This window comes from Bradyrhizobium ivorense, from assembly GCF_900696085.1.
GTDB classification, from domain to species: Bacteria; Pseudomonadota; Alphaproteobacteria; order Rhizobiales; family Xanthobacteraceae; genus Bradyrhizobium; species Bradyrhizobium ivorense.
On record NZ_CAADFC020000023.1, the window covers coordinates 134,425 to 150,930 of the forward strand.

At 65.5% G+C, this 16,506-nt stretch carries 14 protein-coding genes; 8 read left to right on the top strand and 6 right to left on the bottom strand.

Features of this window, described 5'->3' with window-relative positions; translation table 11 throughout:
• Positions 1-194 precede the first annotated feature (194 nt).
• Both CI41S_RS29315 and CI41S_RS29320 read left to right on the top strand, forming a co-directional pair.
• Positions 195-1,412, top strand: coding sequence for a GGDEF domain-containing protein (locus tag CI41S_RS29315; RefSeq protein WP_139862713.1), 1,218 nt, complete (start codon positions 195-197; stop codon positions 1,410-1,412).
• Positions 1,413-1,454: 42 nt separating this feature from the next.
• Positions 1,455-1,691 (top strand): hypothetical protein, encoded by a 237-nt coding sequence (locus CI41S_RS29320; RefSeq protein WP_139862714.1) that lies wholly within the window; start codon positions 1,455-1,457, stop codon positions 1,689-1,691.
• A gap of 69 nt (positions 1,692-1,760) precedes the next feature.
• On the opposite strand, the gene CI41S_RS29325 is transcribed toward CI41S_RS29320, so the two are convergent.
• Positions 1,761-2,900: an AI-2E family transporter gene (locus CI41S_RS29325; RefSeq protein WP_139862715.1), complete on the bottom strand. Its 1,140-nt coding sequence runs from the start codon at positions 2,898-2,900 to the stop codon at positions 1,761-1,763.
• Between the two features lie 162 nt (positions 2,901-3,062).
• On the opposite strand from CI41S_RS29325, the gene CI41S_RS29330 reads away from it, so the two are divergent.
• The 4 genes from CI41S_RS29330 to CI41S_RS29345 all read left to right on the top strand — a co-directional run bounded on the left by CI41S_RS29330 (position 3,063) and on the right by CI41S_RS29345 (position 8,493).
• Positions 3,063-3,899 carry a hypothetical protein gene (locus CI41S_RS29330; protein ID WP_244626729.1) on the top strand — a complete coding sequence of 279 codons (837 nt, stop codon included), beginning with the start codon at positions 3,063-3,065 and terminating at the stop codon, positions 3,897-3,899.
• 27 nt (positions 3,900-3,926) lie between these two features.
• Complete coding sequence (locus CI41S_RS29335; protein ID WP_139483219.1) at positions 3,927-4,697, top strand: gamma-glutamyl-gamma-aminobutyrate hydrolase family protein; 771 nt, start codon at positions 3,927-3,929, stop codon at positions 4,695-4,697.
• 327 nt (positions 4,698-5,024) lie between these two features.
• Positions 5,025-7,337, top strand: coding sequence for a hybrid sensor histidine kinase/response regulator (locus CI41S_RS29340; protein ID WP_139862716.1), 2,313 nt, complete (start codon positions 5,025-5,027; stop codon positions 7,335-7,337).
• Positions 7,338-7,425: 88 nt separating this feature from the next.
• Positions 7,426-8,493 (top strand): extracellular solute-binding protein, encoded by a 1,068-nt coding sequence (locus tag CI41S_RS29345; protein WP_139862717.1) that lies wholly within the window; start codon positions 7,426-7,428, stop codon positions 8,491-8,493.
• Between the two features lie 88 nt (positions 8,494-8,581).
• On the opposite strand, the gene CI41S_RS29350 is transcribed toward CI41S_RS29345, so the two are convergent.
• Together CI41S_RS29350 and CI41S_RS29355 are read right to left on the bottom strand one after the other, a co-directional pair.
• Positions 8,582-9,811 (bottom strand): ABC transporter substrate-binding protein, encoded by a 1,230-nt coding sequence (locus tag CI41S_RS29350; protein WP_139862718.1) that lies wholly within the window; start codon positions 9,809-9,811, stop codon positions 8,582-8,584.
• Positions 9,812-9,996: 185 nt separating this feature from the next.
• Positions 9,997-10,974 carry a GlxA family transcriptional regulator gene (locus CI41S_RS29355; protein ID WP_139862719.1) on the bottom strand — a complete coding sequence of 326 codons (978 nt, stop codon included), beginning with the start codon at positions 10,972-10,974 and terminating at the stop codon, positions 9,997-9,999.
• Between the two features lie 142 nt (positions 10,975-11,116).
• On the opposite strand from CI41S_RS29355, the gene CI41S_RS29360 reads away from it, so the two are divergent.
• Positions 11,117-11,380, top strand: coding sequence for a tautomerase family protein (locus CI41S_RS29360; protein ID WP_139483223.1), 264 nt, complete (start codon positions 11,117-11,119; stop codon positions 11,378-11,380).
• 252 nt (positions 11,381-11,632) lie between these two features.
• Here the strand turns inward: CI41S_RS29360 and glnA are convergent, their stop codons facing one another.
• Both glnA and CI41S_RS29370 read right to left on the bottom strand, forming a co-directional pair.
• Positions 11,633-13,042, bottom strand: a complete 1,410-nt coding sequence (glnA, locus tag CI41S_RS29365; protein ID WP_139483224.1) for a type I glutamate--ammonia ligase — start codon at positions 13,040-13,042, stop codon at positions 11,633-11,635.
• 152 nt (positions 13,043-13,194) lie between these two features.
• Positions 13,195-13,533, bottom strand: coding sequence for a P-II family nitrogen regulator (locus CI41S_RS29370; RefSeq protein WP_011441447.1), 339 nt, complete (start codon positions 13,531-13,533; stop codon positions 13,195-13,197).
• Between the two features lie 354 nt (positions 13,534-13,887).
• Here CI41S_RS29370 and CI41S_RS29375 point away from each other — a divergent pair, with 354 nt between their 5' ends.
• Complete coding sequence (locus CI41S_RS29375) at positions 13,888-15,387, top strand: NAD(P)H-hydrate dehydratase (protein ID WP_139862720.1); 1,500 nt, start codon at positions 13,888-13,890, stop codon at positions 15,385-15,387.
• Between the two features lie 28 nt (positions 15,388-15,415).
• On the opposite strand, the gene CI41S_RS29380 is transcribed toward CI41S_RS29375, so the two are convergent.
• Entirely contained in the window at positions 15,416-16,501 is a 1,086-nt protein-coding gene (locus tag CI41S_RS29380) for an enolase C-terminal domain-like protein (RefSeq protein WP_139862721.1), read from the bottom strand.
• Positions 16,502-16,506 lie beyond the last annotated feature (5 nt).

The following is a 16,506-nucleotide window of genomic DNA, read 5'->3' on the forward strand; positions in this document are numbered from 1 at the left end:
TTTTGCTGCGCTGCGTGTCGATGTTTCTGTGCCGCTCTTAGATGTGAATTAACGCAGTTTTTCGCGAAAACTTGCGTATGCGTGCAAACGAAATTGGAACTCGGCCGCCCTAGCGTGGCAACCAGCAGAAGCGCAGCATCACCAATTTCAATTGCGCCTGCGAACGTTACATCACCCAGGGCTGGGGGCTGTTCATGTCGTTTGACACATCGACACTTTATTTGTTCGCGACCATGGTCGCGGGCATGCTCGGCGCTATGCTGCTGATGTTCGGCAGGCAGGAGAGCATTCCCGCGCTGAAATGGTGGGGCACTGCCTATCTGCTCGGCGCAGGGGCGGTCGCGATCTGGACGCTGGGCGGCTCCTCGCTCGGCGTGCACATCGTGCTCGCCCTCAATGCGGTCGGCTTTGCCGCCTGCGGCCTGGTCTGGAATGCGGCGCGGATTTTCCATGGCCGCAAGCCCAACCTGGCGGGTCTCGTGCTCGGCCCGATCGTCTGGGTCGCCACCATGACGATGGTGGAGAGTCCCGCAATGCGCATGACGATCGGCGCCGGCATCGTCGCGGTCTATGCGGCGCTCACCGCCACCGAACTGTTCAGCGAGCGCCGCCGCGCGATGCAGAAGCGCTGGCTTGCGATCGCGGTGCCGGTGCTGCATGGCGGCGCCTTGATGCTGCCGATCCTGGTCGGCGACCTCCTGCGCCCGCACGATGTGAATTTCGTCTCGAGCTTCTGGGTCACGCTGTTCTCGATCGAGCTCGTGCTGTACGCGATCGGCACGGTGTTCGTGATCTTCATGATGGTGTCGGACCGCGCGGTGGCCGTGCACAAGACCGCGGCGTCGATCGATCCGCTCAGCGGCATGCTCAACCGCCGCGGTTTCACCGAGGCCTGCACGCGCGTGATCGAGCGCGAGGCCAATGCCGGCCGGCCGGTCACCGTGATGATCTTCGACATCGATCACTTCAAGTCGATCAACGACCGCTTCGGTCATCCCGCCGGCGACGAGGTGCTCAAGCTGTTCTCCGCCGTCGTGGTCAACAACCTCAGGATCAGCGACCTGTCGGGCCGCATCGGCGGCGAGGAGTTCGCGGCGCTGCTGCCGTGCTCGCTCGAGGAGGGCGTGCTGGTCGCCGAGCGCGTGCGCGAGGCCTTCGAGTGCAGCAACATCACCTGCGAAGAAGGCGCGGTCGACACCACGGTCAGCATCGGCGTCGCCGGCGGCCCCGCCGGCACCGAGCTCGAGGTGCTGCTGGCCTCCGCCGACACCGCGCTCTACCAGGCCAAGCGCGGCGGCCGTAACCGCGTCGAGGCCGCCGAAGAGCTGCCGCTGTCGCTGGAGAACTGGCGGCGCAAGACCGCGGGCCTGCCGGCCACCGCGCGGCAGAAGCCGGCGCCGGTGCGGGCCTGAGCGGTAACGTCCGGTTAACCATTCGATCCCATGCTTTTGGGCATGGAGTCGATCCGCACCCGCAATCCGCAGGCTGCTCTGATGTCGCTCGAAGCGGCGGCGGCTTCGGCGCGCGGCGGTTTCGCCTGCCTGTTCGCGAACTCCGACGAGTACGAGACCGCGTTGATCGCCGAACGCCGCGCGCAGGGCCGCTACGCGCCGCCCCAGCGCCGCTGGCCGGTCGTGATGCTGATCGGCGTCATGCTGATCGTCGCAGGCATGGTGCTGCTGCTCGCTTGAACCTATTTTTGTCTTGACGCGTTTTCTTCACGCGAACCGGTATCCACTTCGCTCGAAAACGCTCTGATCTCACGCGGCTTTGGCAGGCGCGCTATTCTCCGCCTTGAAATGGTCGATCATCACCTTGGCGATCGCGATCAGCGGCAGCGCCAGCGCCAGCCCCCAGACGCCGAACACGACGCCGAGCAGGATCTGGAACGCGAACAGCGTCGCCGGCGGGATGTCGAGCGCCTGGCGCTGGATGATCGGCGTCAGCACGTAGCTTTCCAGCGCGTGCACGCCGAGGAACAGCACGAAGGCGGAGACCGCCGCGATCCAGCCCGTCGCGAGGCTCGCCAGCACCACGATCAGCCCGCCGAGGATCGCCCCGACGGTCGGGATGAAGGCGAGCAGTCCGGCCTGGATGCCGAGGATGAACGAGCTCGGGATGCCGATGATCGCAAGCCCGATCCAGGTGACCAGGAATACCGCCACCATCGTGATGATCTGCGCGATCAGCCAGCGCTCCAGCGTCTCGCCGATGCGGTCGACGATGGCGGTGGCCTCGCGGCGGTATTTTGCCGGCGCGATGAACAGCAGCCCGGCGCGGTAGACGCTCGGCTGGGCGGCGAAGGCGAGCCCCAGGAACAGCACGATGAAGAAGTTGCCGACCACGCTGACGGTGCCGAGCAGCACCTTCAGCGTCTGGCCGATGATCGCCCCGCCGCTCGAGGCAAGCGCGCTGGCGCCGGGCAGGCCGTGGCTCTGCGAGGTGGCGGGCGCCGTCGTCGTTGCCGCGCCGGCGCCTTCCTGTTTCGCCTCATTGGTCACGTTGCTGAAATCGAAGTAGCTGGTGTCGACGCCATGCTGCTCGAGGAAGTCCTTGACGCTGCCGAGCTGCGACTTGATCGTGTTGGTCAGCACCGTGGCCTGCTGCGCGATGGTGGTGCCGCCGAGGAACACGATGCCGGACAACAGCCCGGCCAGCGCCAGGCAGACGATCGCAAGCCGCAGCGGGTGGGGCAGCCCGGTCAGGCGGCCCAGCAGGGTGGTCATGGCGTTCAGCCCGACGCCGAGCAGCATGCCGGCGAAGAGCAGGAACAGCGTCGCGGCGAAATGCCAGGTGAACATCAGAAGCGCCGCGAACAGCACGATCCCGGTGCCGCCGACGGCGATCGCCCACGCCATGTCGTTGCGCGCCCGCAGGCGATTGTCAGCCGAGTCTGTCACGGGTGATTCCCTTCCGCGCCGGTGTCCTCGCCACTTTGTCGCGAAACCGCCGCGGGGATCAAGCTGCGACCGCACGGCGGTTTGACGCTGGCGTCCCGATTGTGCCAAGCGAGGCAAAAGATCGATCGGGCGGACGCGCTCGGGGAACGGCGAGGGCGGGGCATGGTTTTGAAATGGGTCGGGCCGCTCGCGCTGCTCGCGGCGCTTGTGATCGGCGACCAGATCCGGATCAACCGGCCAGGCCACAAATACCGGCTGTCGGTCGAGGTCGAGACGCCGGACGGCATCAAATCCAACTCCGGCGTGCTCGCGGTGCATCCCGACCGCGGCTACAGCCGCGGTGGCCACACCCGCACCGCGGGCGATGCGGTCTATGTCGATCTCGGCGGCGGCAAGAATTTGGTCGCGCTGCTCGCCCATCTCGACAAGGCGATCGATCTCGACGACATCAACTACGTCGCGCTGCGCGCCTACGGCGCGGCCCGCGGCGACCGCGTCTCGTTCAGCGCGATGAGCAGTCAGACCGGCGTGGTCCCGGTGACGGGCAAGCTGATCCCGGTGCTGATGACGTTCGCCGACCCGGCCGACCCCGGCAGCGCGCGTGCCGTTTTGCCCGACGACAGCGAGGCCGCACTCGGCCCAGGGGTACCGGCTGCACGGGCTCACCGCCGAAGTGGTGCCGAACGGCTACTGGCCGCTCGATTTCGGCGGCAGGCTCGGCGAACCCGTCACCCGCGCCATCAAGGCCCGGCTGCCCTGGCTCGGCGGCGACAGTGCGCCCGCCGCCGCCGCGCTCCGTGCGGCTGGCCTGCCCGGCGTCGAGAGCATCGATGCCGGGGCCGCCTTCGCCCGAAAGTGACCGCTTTTGGCGCCGCTAGGGCCGATCCGGGTCATCGGCACCGGTGCTGTGCAGGGCTGCAAGGTGGGCTTTGCACAGATAGGCAGTTGATCCGGCGGGAACTCGAAGGCATGATCGTCTTTGCAGCGTCGCAAACTTAGAAGAATCATTGCGCGAGACTTGAGATAATGAGACGGCCCGTGGTCGGCGTGATCGGAAACGCCCATCGCATCGAAAATCGTTTCACAGTCCAGATGGTCGGGGAGCGCAACCTTCGCGCGGTTGCCGAGGTGTCGGGCGCCGTCCCGCTGATGTTCGCAGGCAGTCCTGAAATTACCGACGTCGGGGCCTTGCTCGACGTGGTCGACGGCGTGGTGCTGACGGGGGCGCGCGCCAACGTTCATCCGACCCGTTTCAACACCGAGCCCTGCGCGGCCCACGAACCCTACGATCTGCACCGCGACGACGTCGCGCTGGCGCTGTCGGAGGCCTGCGTCGCGCGCGGCGTGCCGATCTTCGGCATCTGCCGCGGCCTGCAGGAGATGAACGTCGCGTTCGGCGGCTCACTGCATCCCGAAATCCGCGAGCTTCCCGGCCGCATGAACCATCGCATGCCGCGGCTGGAGAACGGCGAGATCCATCCCGATCCCACGGTGATCTTCGCCGACCGCCACGACGTCGCGCTGACACCGGGCGGCGCCTTCGCCAAGATCCTGGGGCGCGAGTCGATCCGGGTCAATTCGCTGCACGGGCAGGGCATCCTGGTGCCGGGCGATCGCGTCGTGATCGAGGGCATCGCCGAGGACGGCACCATCGAGGCGATCCGCATCGCCGACGCGCCCGGTTTTGCGCTCGGCGTGCAGTGGCACGCCGAATACGACCCGCAGCGCAACCCGATCAACCGCGCCCTGTTCGAGGCTTTTGGCGACGCACTGCGCGAGCGGCGGCGGGCGGCGTAGGGCGCATCTGGCGATCCATTTGCGGTGTCATCACCCGCGCATGCGGGTGATCCAGTATTCCAGAGGCAGCAGCACTTGAGCCGAGAAGCCGCGGCGTACTGGATCGCCCGGTCGAGCCGGGCGATGACAGGTGAGGACGCGGTCGTAGACCGCCGAAATGCATCTCCGTAATTCTACGGATACGAAATTGGCGGATCGCCGGGCCGGACTCGGCTAAGCAACACCGGAGCAGCCCACCGGATATTGCCCGGCGCCGACGATCCTTTCCGAATTCCTGTTTCCCTTTTTTCCGTTTCCGGTGCGGCTGATCACGATGAGTTGGTCGGGATGAATTTGTCGGGCCGTCTGGCGCTCGGGGTGACGCTCCCGGTCGTCGCGATCCTGCTTGCGCTGGGGCTTATCCACGGCGCCTCCTGGTCGGGCCTTGGGCTCGCCGTGGGCGCAATTGCGGTGGTGCTGATGATTGCCGAGATCATTGCCAGATCGCTCTCGAAGCCGCTCGCCCAGGCGGTGGAGGGGCTGTCGCGTGGCGAGCCGGCAACGGTGTCCACTGCCAGCGGTCATGAGATCGCTCGCCTTACCGCGGCGCTTGCCGATCTGTCGGCGCAATTGGGCTCGCGGCAGAACCTGCTGGAAACGACGGTCGAGAGCATCCGTGACCTGGTGGTGATTGCCGATGAGACCGGTGCGGTCGTGGTCGTCAACGCCGCCGCGCGACAGCTGTTCGGCATCGATGCCGGCTTCAACAGCCTAACCGGCGTGCGCAGCTTCGAGTGCTATTACGCCGACGGCGTGACGCCGATGCCAATTGCGGAGTCGCCGCTGGTGCGGGCGCTGCGCGGCGAGGATATCGAGGCTCTCGAGCTGGTGGTGAAGCCGCGGTCCGGCGCCCCCGAAGTCTGCCTCGTCGCCAACTCCCGGCCGTTGCGCGACGACGCCGGGAATCTGCGCGGTGCGGTCTCGGTGCTGCATGACGTCACGGCGCGGCGGCAGGCGCATGCGGCGCTGGTCGAGAGCGAGCAGATGGCGCAGGCGATCATCCGGACCGCGCTCGATGCCTTCGTCCAGACCGACCAGGACGGCATCGTGCTGGACTGGAGCCCGCAGGCCGAGGCGCTGACCGGCTGGACCAGATCGGAGGCCGTCGGCTGCAAGGTGGTGGAACTGGTGGTCCCGGAAGAGCTGCGCGTCGCGCACCGGCAGCGCATCACCCGTTTCCTGCAGGAGACCGCGGCCGGCGGCATGGGCATGCGCTATGAATCGCCGTCGGTGCACCGCGACGGCCATTTGTTCTATGTCGAGGTGTCGCTCAACGCGCTCAAGCGCGGCGATGGTTACGTCGTCAACGCCTTCGTCAGGGACATCACCCAGCGGCGCGTCGCCGCCGAGCAGTTGATCCAGGCCCAGAAGACGGAATCGCTGGGGCGGCTGACCGGCGGCATCGCGCACGACTTCAACAATATGCTGACCGTGATCACCGGCACGATCGAGCTGCTCGCCGACGGCGTCAAGGACAACCCGCAGCTTGCCGCGATCGCCAAGCTGATCAGCGATGCCGCCGATCGCGGCGCGCAGCTGACATCGAGTCTGCTGGCGTTCTCGCGCAAGCAGCCGCTGCAGCCCGCCGAGACCGACGTCAACGAGCTGATCGGCGAGGTGGTGCGGCTATTGTCGCAGACGCTGGGCTCGCAGATCGAGATCAGGACCGAGCTCCGCCGCGACGCCTGGCTGGCGTTCGTCGACCGCAGCCAGCTTTCGGCGGCGCTGGTCAATCTCGGCATCAATGCGCGCGATGCGATGCCGGAGGGCGGCACTCTGACGTTTGCGACCCGCAACATCCAGCTTGGGATTCCCGAGGCGGTGACGCGCGGCGTCGAGCGCGCCGGCGATCATCTCGTGATCGAGGTGACCGACACCGGCGTCGGAATCTCGCCGTCGCATCTGGAGAAGATCTTCGATCCGTTCTTCTCCACCAAAGAGGTCGGGCAGGGCACCGGGCTCGGGCTCAGCATGGTGTTCGGCTTCGTCAAGCAGAGCGGCGGCGGCATCGAGGTCCGGAGCGAGGAGGGGCGCGGCACGATCTTCCGGATCTATCTGCCGAAGGCCGACGGCGTCGCGCCGCGTGCGGACGAGGAGGACGAAGCGCCGGTCCGCGGCGGCACCGAGACCATCCTGTGCGTCGAGGACGACGCCCGGATCCGCGAATATGTCACCGGACAACTTGAAAGCCTCGGCTACAAGGTGCTGGTGGCGGCCAACGCCGACGAGGCGCTGGCGATCGTCCGCCGCGGCACCGCGTTCGACCTCTTGTTCACCGACATCGTGATGCCCGGCAGCATGAACGGCCGGCAGCTCGCGGAGACGCTGATGGCAGGGCGCCCGGCAATGCGGGTGCTGTTCACCTCGGGCTACAGCGACGGCGCCTTGCCAACGCAGCAGGGGCGCAGTGGTCACGGCATTCCGCTGCTGACCAAACCCTATCGGCGCAGCGAGTTGGCGCGAATGCTGCGGCGCTGCCTCGATCTGCAGGTCGACTTTCAGGGCGACCCGGTTCCGCAGCCTTACTCCGTGCTGCCCGATCTCGAACGCTTCTTGCGCGAGAACCCTCCGGACAAGACCGATCCGCGGTCTGCAGGATAGGTATCGCTTCGCTCGACCCATCCGACTATCATCACTTCCGTAACAATGGCGTGGCCGGTCAACGGCCCGACCCCCGGGGAGTGTGCAGATGCAGGACCGCAAATGGTCGAGGCGCGATTTGATCAAGGCGACGGCGGCGACCGCGGCCGGCATGGTGTTCGCCGAACCGCTGAGGGCGGCGGCGCCACCGGCCGAGGCGGTGACGCCGGAATTGATCGCGGCGGCGACCAAGGAGGGCAAGGTCTCGTTCTACACCGCGCTCGAACTGAACACCGCCGAGCGGCTGGCGCGCAGCTTTGAGCAGAAATATCTCGGGATCAGCGTCCGCGTCGAGCGCTCGGGCGCCGAGCGGATCTTTCAGCGCATCGCACAGGAGCAGGGCAGCGGCATCAACGCCGTCGACGTCGCCAACTCCACCGACCCCGCGCATTATCTCGACTGGAAGAAGAACGATTGGCTCGCGGCCTACGTGCCGGAAGATGTCGCCAAGAATTTTCCGGCCGACCAGATCGATCCGGATGGCACCTCGGCGACGTCCTGCGCCTGGTTCGAGGTGATCGGCTACAACACCGATCAGGTGAAACGCGAAGAGGCGCCGAAGAGCTTTGCCGACCTGCTCGACCCGAAATGGCGCGGCAAGATCGTCAAGGGTCATCCGGGCTATTCCGGCGCGATCATGACCGCGACCTTCGTCTTGGCGCGCGATCTCGGCTGGCCCTATCTGGAAAAGCTGGCGCAGCAGCGGGTGATGCAGGTGCAGTCGGCAGCCGATCCGCCGAAGAAGATCCTGCTCGGCGAACGCGCCATCATGGCCGACGGCAATGACTACAATTTGGTGCTGGCCAAGGACCAGGGCAAGCCGGTCGAAGTGGTCTATCCAACCGAAGGGGCGCCGCTGATCATCGTGCCGAGCGGCATCTTCAAGAGCGCGCCGAACCCGAACGCGGCAAAACTGTTCCAGAGCTTCTTCTTCAGCGCCGCGACCCAGCAGATGCTGGCCGACGAATTCGCCCACCGCTCGTTCCACGCCCAGGTGAAGGAGAAGGCCGAACATGTGCCACTGAACAAGCTGAAGATGCTCAAGGCCGATCCGGCCCAGGTGCAGGCGCAGAGCGAGGAGATCAAGGCAAGATACGCCAAGCTGTTCCGGGTGTAGGTTCGTCGGGGTCCGGAAGGGTGGATATCGCTTCCGCCTTCGCTCTTCGAGCTACGGCGGACAAGTCGCTCCACCATCCTGCGGTTCGCTAGCCTCCTACTTCCGCGCTGAGCATGGGCCCGAACAGCTCCCATTTCTCGCCCTTGAGTCGTCTGAGCTGCATCTGCTTGATCGGCGCGAAATCGATCGGGCTGGTGTTCATCGTGATTCCGGGCAGCAGGTTGCTGGTCCGGAAGGCCTTCAGGCTGGCGGCCTGTTTCATCACGTTGGCACGCGTGAGATCGTCGCCACACTGCTTGAGCACCTGAACCAGCGTTTGAGCGGCGTTGTAACCCGTCATCACCAGGCTGTCGGCCCGATTGCCTTCGGGGAAATATTTGGAGAGAAACTCGTCGAACGCCTTCATCCCGGGGTCGTCCTTCCATTGCGGATCGAGCGCATCCATCATGTAGGCCACCGAGATGATGCCCTGTGCGTTCTCAAAACCGGCAGGCTGGATCACGGCGCCGAGCGAGGAGGCCACCGAGTTGAGGATGTGTAACGGTTTCCAGCCGATCTCGGCCGCCTTCTTGATGGCCTGCGCGGCGAACTTCGGTGTGGCAATGTCGACGAATACATCGGCGTTCATCGATTTCATCTTGACGATGTGCGTGTCGATCGTCGGCTCGGCCACCTCGTACGCATCCTCGATGACGATCATCGACGCCGCCTTGTCGCCGAGGCCGTCCTTCAGGCCCTTGAGATAGTCTTTTCCATAATCGTCGTTCTGATAGAGGACGGCGATCCTGCCGCCCGGCTTTTCCTTCAGGATGTGCTTGGCGTAGATCCGTCCCTCGCTCTGATAACTGGGCTGCCAGCCCATGGTCCACGGAAAGTTCTGCGGATCGTTCCACTTCGTGGCGCCGGTCTGAATGAACAGCTGCGGTACTTTCTTCACGTTCATGTATTTCTGAATCGCGCCGTTGGATGCCGTGCCGAGCGCTGCGAAGATCAGCAAGACCTCGTCGCCTTCAACCAGCTTGCGTGCCTGTTCGACCGTTTTCGGCGGACTGTAGCCGTCGTCGTACGAGATGAAATTGATCTTGCGGCCATTGATGCCGCCCTCGGCGTTGATCTTGCGGAAATAAGCCGCCTGAGCCCGGCCGCTGGTGCCATAGGCGGATGCCGGCCCGCTGTAGGGCATGATGTTGCCGATCTTGATTTCAGTATCGGTTGCGCCGGTGTCGTATTTCTTCTGGGCAAATGCGCTGCCAGCACAGACAGCGAGAATGGTGATGGCGGTCGAAAGCGCCGCTATTCGTCGAGCGACGAAAGACATCTCGTTTCTCCCCATGCAAAATGAATGTGTCTGTTTTTACCGCGCGCCGCTTTTCCGGTCGTTGCCGCGAGTGAACACCCGACTCCCGGCATTGTCGATTCAGAACGTCACCTTGCGTGCTGGTTCGCGCCACTTCGTGGGGTTTTGTCAGCGTTGCTGACCGTAGTCTTCCGGCCTTCCCGCGATCAGGCAGCGCGCATCGATCGCTGCGCGCGATAGGCCTGCGGCGAGGTCAGCGTCAGCTTGCGAAAGGCTTTGCGAAAGCTGCTCTCGTCCTCATAGCCGGTGGCGCGGGCGATCGCCTTGATCGGCTGCGTGGTCGTCTCTAGCAGCGTGCGGGCATGCTCGACGCGGCGGCGCGTGATGAAGGCTTGCGGCGGCTCGTGGGTCAGCTCGCGGAAGCGGCGGTTCAGCGTGCGTTCGCTGAGGCCCAGTGCATGGGCGAGACGGCGGACCGTGATCGGCGTCTTGCCGGTGCGGCGCACCAGCATGTCCGCCTTCATCAGCAGCGGATCCTGGGCGAGCATGTAGTCGAGCGGCATGAAGATCGCCTGGGTGCGCTGCGCGGTGTCGATCACGGCATAATCGGCGCAGACCTTGGCGACCTCCGGGCCTTCGACCAGCTCGATCAGCCGCAGCAGCAGATCGACCCACGACATCGGGCCGGCCGCGCAGACCAGGCGATCGGCCTGGGTGATGACGGCGTCGCCGGCGAGATCGACCTTGGGATGGCGGCGGCGGAGCTCGCTCTGCAGCCACCAGGTGATGGTGGCGCGGCGGCCGTCGAGCAGCCCGGCATTGGCGAGCAGCAACACGCCGCTGCAGAAGGCGCCGATCAGCCGGCCGCCGGCGTGCTGACGGCGCAGCCAGGCGCCGGCGCGGTCGTACTGCGGTTGCAGGCGCTGGGCCGCAGCGTGATCGATCAGGCTGCCGGGCACGATGATCGCGTCATAGGTCGCGCGTGTACCGATCGCGCCGTCGACCGGGAGCAGCATGCCGCCGCCGGCGCGCACCGGCTTGCCGTCGAGCGACAGCGTCCGCCAGCTAAACGGCGCCGCGCTGCCGCGCAGCGTCATCACATGGTTGGAAAGGGCGAGGATGTCGGCAATGCCGGCCACCGCCGACTGCATGCAGCCTTCCAGTGCGAGGATCGCGAGCTTCATGGCACCTCCGGGCGCGGACACTAGCCGATCAACGCCGCCGGCCGCTGGCAGATATTGCCCGATCTCTGTCCGATCGGCCACTGCTGTGTATTCAGCCCGTTCGGCACACTCGCCGCGCTGTTTCAACCAACGGAGCGACCCAATGCCTTACGTCACCATTTCCACCGTCCGCGGCATCCTCGATCTCGCGCAGAAGCGGGCGCTGCACGAGCGCATCACCGACCTGATGGTCGAGGTCGAGGGGCAGGGCAATCCCGATTTCCGCAAGACGGTCTGGGTCAAGATCGAGGAGGGCGAGCCGGCGAGCTGGTCGCTGGGCGGCATGATCCCGACGCCGGACCTGATCGCAGGCACCTTTGGCGCGATCGACGAGAGTGGCCGGCGGATCGCAAAGGCGAAGGAGTAGTTCGCAGGACAGGTGGAGCGCAGCGTACCGATCCTACGGATCAGGGCCGCTCACTCGCCGCGTCATTGCGAGCCAACGGGTCGCGCGAACGCGCGTCCGATGACAGGCTCCGCGAAGCAATCCATCTCACCGCTTGCGGAGACTTGGATTGCGTCGTCGCTGCGCTCTTCGCAATGACGGGAGACATTTGTGCCCAAAAACAAAAGGCGCTTCCGTCGGAAGCGCCTTTCGCATTGCTGAGAGCCGTAAAGCTTACAGCGAGTAGTACATCTCGAACTCGACCGGGTGCGGGGTCATCTCGAAGCGGGCGACCTCGGTCATCTTCAGCTCGATATAGGCGTCGATGAAGTCGTCATCGAACACGCCGCCGTTCTTGAGGAAGGCGCGGTCCTTGTCGAGGTTCTCCAGCGCCTCGCGCAGCGAGCCGCAGACGGTCGGGATCTGCTTCAGCTCCTCCTTCGGCAGATCGTAGAGGTCCTTGTCCATCGCCGGACCCGGATCGATCTTGTTCTTGATGCCGTCGAGGCCGGCCATCAGCATCGCGGCGAAGCCGAGATAGGGATTGGCCATCGGGTCGGGGAAACGCACCTCGACGCGCTTGGCCTTCGGGTTCGCGGTGTAGGGGATGCGGCACGAGGCCGAGCGGTTGCGCGCCGAGTAGGCGAGCAGCACCGGCGCCTCATAGCCCGGCACCAGACGCTTGTAGGAGTTGGTCGACGGGTTGGTGAAGGCGTTGATCGCCTTGGCGTGCTTGATGATGCCGCCGATGTAGTGCAGGCAGGTCTCCGACAGGTCGGCATATTTGTTGCCGGCGAAGGTCGGCTTGCCTTCCTTCCAGATCGACTGGTGGACGTGCATGCCCGAGCCGTTGTCGCCATAGACCGGCTTCGGCATGAAGGTGGCGGTCTTGCCGTAGATGTGCGCGACCTGGTGGATGCAGTACTTGTAGATCTGCATCTGGTCGGCCATCAGCGTCAGCGTGTCGAACTTCATGCCGAGTTCGTGCTGGGCGGAGGCGACCTCGTGATGGTGCTTCTCGACCTTGACGCCCATCTTGGCCATCGCCCCTAACATTTCCGAGCGCATGTCCTGCACCGAGTCCTGCGGCGGCACCGGGAAGTAGCCGGCCTTGGTGCGGATGCGGTGGCCGAGATTGCCGCCTTCATATTCGGTGGCGGAGTTGATCGGCAGCTCGGAGGAATCGAGGCGGAAGCCGGTGTTGTAGGGGTCGGCCGAATAGCGCACGTCGTCGAACACGAAGAACTCGGCCTCGGGGCCGACGAACACGGTGTCGCCCACGCCCATCGACTTCACCATCGCCTCGGCCTTCTTGGCGATGCCGCGGGGGTCGCGGTTGTAGGGCTCGCCGGTGGTCGGCTCGAGCACGTCGCAGGTGATGACCATGGTGGTCTCGGCGAAGAACGGGTCGATCGTCGCGGTGACTGGGTCGGGCATCAGGCACATGTCGGATTCGTTGATCGCCTTCCAGCCGGCGATCGAGGAGCCGTCGAACATCTGGCCTTCGGCAAAGGTGTCCTCTTCGATCATGCCGACGTCGAAGGTCACGTGCTGCCATTTGCCGCGCGGATCGGTGAAGCGCAGGTCGACGTATTTGACGTCGTTGTCCTTGATCATTTTCAGGACGTCTTTGGCGGTCTTCATGAATACCCCTTATGGATGAGCGGGTCGGTTTTGCGGCGGTGGGCGAGGTTATTCCCGCTTGTGGCGAGTTGGCGTGACGGCTCAAACGAAATCAGGCTGCCGAAGCAGCCTTTGTTCTCTTTTGGCGTCAGAAAATCCGGATAGCACCGCCCTCAAATAGCGTCCAGCCCGGATTCGCCGGTCCGGATGCGGATCGCTTCCTCGATGTTGGAGACGAAGATCTTGCCGTCGCCGATGCGCCCGGTCTGGGCGGCGCGGCGGATCGCGTCGATCGCCTTCTCGACCAGGTCGTCGCCGATCACGATCTCGATCTTCACCTTGGGCAGGAAGTCGACGATGTATTCCGCACCGCGATAGAGTTCGGCGTGTCCCTTCTGCCGGCCAAAACCCTTGGCCTCGGTGACGGTGATGCCCTGCAGTCCGACTTCCTGGAGCGCCTCTTTCACCTCGTCGAGCTTGAAGGGCTTGATGATGGCTTCAATCTTCTTCACTGAGCGCCTCCCGGGCATTGCAGATAACAAGTCGTGTTTTGATGCGCGTGGGGCGCAGTCTCGTGGGTTCTTAAGGCTTCCGGCGGCTGGCCGGAAGCACGCATAATGGCCGCAACAGCCGCTGCTGTGTGCGGCTTCCTCAAAAGCAGGGTCTATGCCAAGTTGTGATGGTCCCCGAATTTGGAATGTTATCAGCCTTTTAACAGGCAGTCGGCTGATATCGAACCAGATGGCTATGATATCCAAGCCTAACGAATAGGCAAATAGATCAATCCGTATGCAATCAGACCTTAGAAACTCCGGGAACAGCGCGGGAGTTGCCTCTCGAAAAGGCGAAGCGATTGAGGATTCGGCATGGACGTCCTGACCACCACCGAGATGGAACGCGCCGACCGGCTGACCATCGCGGCCGGCACGCCGGGCTTCGCGCTGATGATGAGCGCCGGGCAGGCGGTCGCCGAGGCGGCGATGGACCTGGTCGAGGAGGGGCCGATCGTCGTGGTCGCCGGCCGCGGCAACAATGGCGGTGACGGCTTTGTCGCCGCCGCTGAACTCGCCGCGCGCGGCCGTGAGGTCTCGGTCGTCCTGCTCTGCGAGCGCGACAGCCTGCAGGGCGACGCCGCGCTGGCGGCGAAGGGCTGGAAGTATCCGGTGCTGCCGTTCAACCCGCAGGCGCTCGGCAAGCCGGCGCTGATCATCGACGCGCTGTTCGGCGCCGGCCTCAACCGTCCGGTGAAGGGCGACCCGCTGGAGATGATCGCGGCGATCAACGCCAACGGTGCGCCGGTGCTCGCGGTCGATCTGCCGAGCGGCATCAACGGCACCACGGGCGCGGTGATGGGTGCCTCGGTGCAGGCGACCGAGACAGTAACGTTCTTCCGCAAGAAGCCCGCGCATCTGTTGCTGCCCGGGCGGATGCAATGCGGGCGGGTCCGCGTCGCCGACATCGGCATCGATCTGACCGTACTCGACGAGATCAAGCCGCTGACCGCGGAGAACGTGCCGCAGGCCTGGCGCTGGTCGTTCCCGGTGCCGCGGATCGACGGCCACAAATACGCACGCGGTCATGCCGTCGTGGTGTCGGGCGACATCGCCTCCACCGGCGCGGCGCGCCTTGCGGCGCGCGGCGCGCTGCGTGCCGGCGCGGGCCTCGTGACGCTGGCCTCGCCGCGCGATGCGCTCGCGGTCAACGCCGCGGCGCTGACCGCGGTGATGGTGCGCGCGGTCGACAACCCGATCCAGTTCGCCGAGATGCTCGGCGACAAGCGCTTCAATGCATGTGCAATCGGTCCCGGCATGGGCGTCAATGCGCGCACCCGCGACTTCGTCCACACCGCGCTGGCGGCGCAGCGGCATCTGGTGCTCGACGCCGACGCGCTGACCAGCTTTGCCGCCGCGCCGGACCGGCTGTTCGAGGCGATCAAGGCGTCCGACGGCCAGCAAATCGTGCTGACGCCGCATGAGGGCGAGTTTCCGCGGCTGTTCAGCGACATCTCCAACAAGCATCCGGGCCGCTCGAAGCTGGAGCGCGTGCGCGCCGCGGCCGAACGCTCCGGCGCTGTGGTGCTGTTGAAGGGTGCCGATTCGGTGGTGGCCTCGCCCGACGGCCGCGCCACCATTGCCGGCAACGCGCCGCCCTGGCTCGCGACCGCCGGCGCCGGCGACGTGCTCGCAGGCATCATCGCGGGTTTTCTGGCGCAAGGCGTCGCGGCGTTCGAGGCCGCCAGCATTGGCGTGTGGATGCACGGCGAAGCCGCCAGCGAGGCTGGCCCCGGCCTGATCGCCGAAGATCTCACCGAAGTGCTGCCCGCCGTGTTCCGCCGCCTCTATGACGAGTTCGGGATTGAGTACTGAGTCCCCTAGCAGTGGTTGAGGATCGATCTCAGCCCACCAGATACTTCGCGACCGCCGGCTCGTTCCATTCGATGCCGAGGCCGGGGCCGCGGGCGGTGACGGCGCCGTCGACGATCTCCGTGGGCTTCGTCAGGATCGCGCCGGCAAAGTCGAGGAATTCGAGCCAGTGGGCGGTCGGCGTCACCGCGAGCAGGTGTGCGCTGACCTCCGCGAACAGATGGCTCGACATTGGGATCGACGCGGCGTCGGCTTGGCCGGCGACCTGCAGCCAGCCGCTGACGCCGCCGACCTTCATCACGTCGGGCATGATGAAGTCGGACGCGCCGGCGGCGATCGCCTCGGCAAAGCCACGCGGGAACCACCAGTTCTCGCCGGCCTGGATCGGCGTCGGTGAGGTCTCGCGCACCTTGGCGTGACCGGAGAGGCTCTCCTGCGGCACCGGCTCCTCGATCCAATGCAGATCGTAGGGCGCAAGGCGCGCGATGCGGCGGGTGGCTTCGGCCGGATCGAGCGACTGGTTGAAGTCGAGCATCAGCGCGATATCGGGTCCGAGCAGGGCACGCACGCCCTTGACGACGCGCTCATCATTGGAGGCATCGCCGTCGCCGCCCTTGATCTTGATGCCCTTGAATCCCTGGTCGAGGGAGCGGCGCAGCGCACGCTCGTCGGCTACGGGATCGACCACGCCGTAGCTGTCATAGGCCTTGATCGGTTTTGCGGTACCGCCGAGCAGTTCGACCAGCGGCCGGCCGGCGAGCTGGCCGAGCACGTCCCAATACGCCATGTCGAGGCCGGACACCGCCATGCCGACCAGCCCCTGCCAGCCGAGCAGGCGAAATTTGGCATCCATCGCCCGCATCAGATCGAACGGCGCGACCGGCTTGCCGACGAGCTCGCGCCCGATCTCCTCGATCAGATAGCAAAGCGGTTGAAGCGTCAGTCTGCTGTAGGCGAACAGATAGGTGCGGCCGGTCACGCCCTGATCGGTCTCGACATCGATCAGGACCAGCGGACCGGAATCGATCGTGGCGAACGCGGTCTTCACCGGGCGCTTGAGCGGCACCACGACGCTTCGCGCGCGAACTGCGCGGATCGCTGCAACTGTCTGGCTCATGAGCG

Excerpts from the sequence above, each read along its gene's own strand:
- CI41S_RS29315 (WP_139862713.1), top strand. The coding sequence starts at position 195 with ATGTCGTTTGACACATCGACACTTTATTTGTTCGCGACCATGGTCGCG.
- CI41S_RS29320 (WP_139862714.1), top strand. The coding sequence starts at position 1,455 with ATGGAGTCGATCCGCACCCGCAATCCGCAGGCTGCTCTGATGTCGCTC.
- CI41S_RS29330 (WP_244626729.1), top strand. The coding sequence starts at position 3,063 with ATGGTTTTGAAATGGGTCGGGCCGCTCGCGCTGCTCGCGGCGCTTGTG.
- CI41S_RS29335 (WP_139483219.1), top strand. The coding sequence starts at position 3,927 with ATGAGACGGCCCGTGGTCGGCGTGATCGGAAACGCCCATCGCATCGAA.
- CI41S_RS29340 (WP_139862716.1), top strand. The coding sequence starts at position 5,025 with ATGAATTTGTCGGGCCGTCTGGCGCTCGGGGTGACGCTCCCGGTCGTC.
- CI41S_RS29345 (WP_139862717.1), top strand. The coding sequence starts at position 7,426 with ATGCAGGACCGCAAATGGTCGAGGCGCGATTTGATCAAGGCGACGGCG.
- CI41S_RS29350 (WP_139862718.1), bottom strand. The coding sequence starts at position 9,811 with ATGTCTTTCGTCGCTCGACGAATAGCGGCGCTTTCGACCGCCATCACC.
- CI41S_RS29355 (WP_139862719.1), bottom strand. The coding sequence starts at position 10,974 with ATGAAGCTCGCGATCCTCGCACTGGAAGGCTGCATGCAGTCGGCGGTG.
- CI41S_RS29360 (WP_139483223.1), top strand. The coding sequence starts at position 11,117 with ATGCCTTACGTCACCATTTCCACCGTCCGCGGCATCCTCGATCTCGCG.
- glnA (WP_139483224.1), bottom strand. The coding sequence starts at position 13,042 with ATGAAGACCGCCAAAGACGTCCTGAAAATGATCAAGGACAACGACGTC.
- CI41S_RS29375 (WP_139862720.1), top strand. The coding sequence starts at position 13,888 with ATGGACGTCCTGACCACCACCGAGATGGAACGCGCCGACCGGCTGACC.
- CI41S_RS29380 (WP_139862721.1), bottom strand. The coding sequence starts at position 16,501 with ATGAGCCAGACAGTTGCAGCGATCCGCGCAGTTCGCGCGCGAAGCGTC.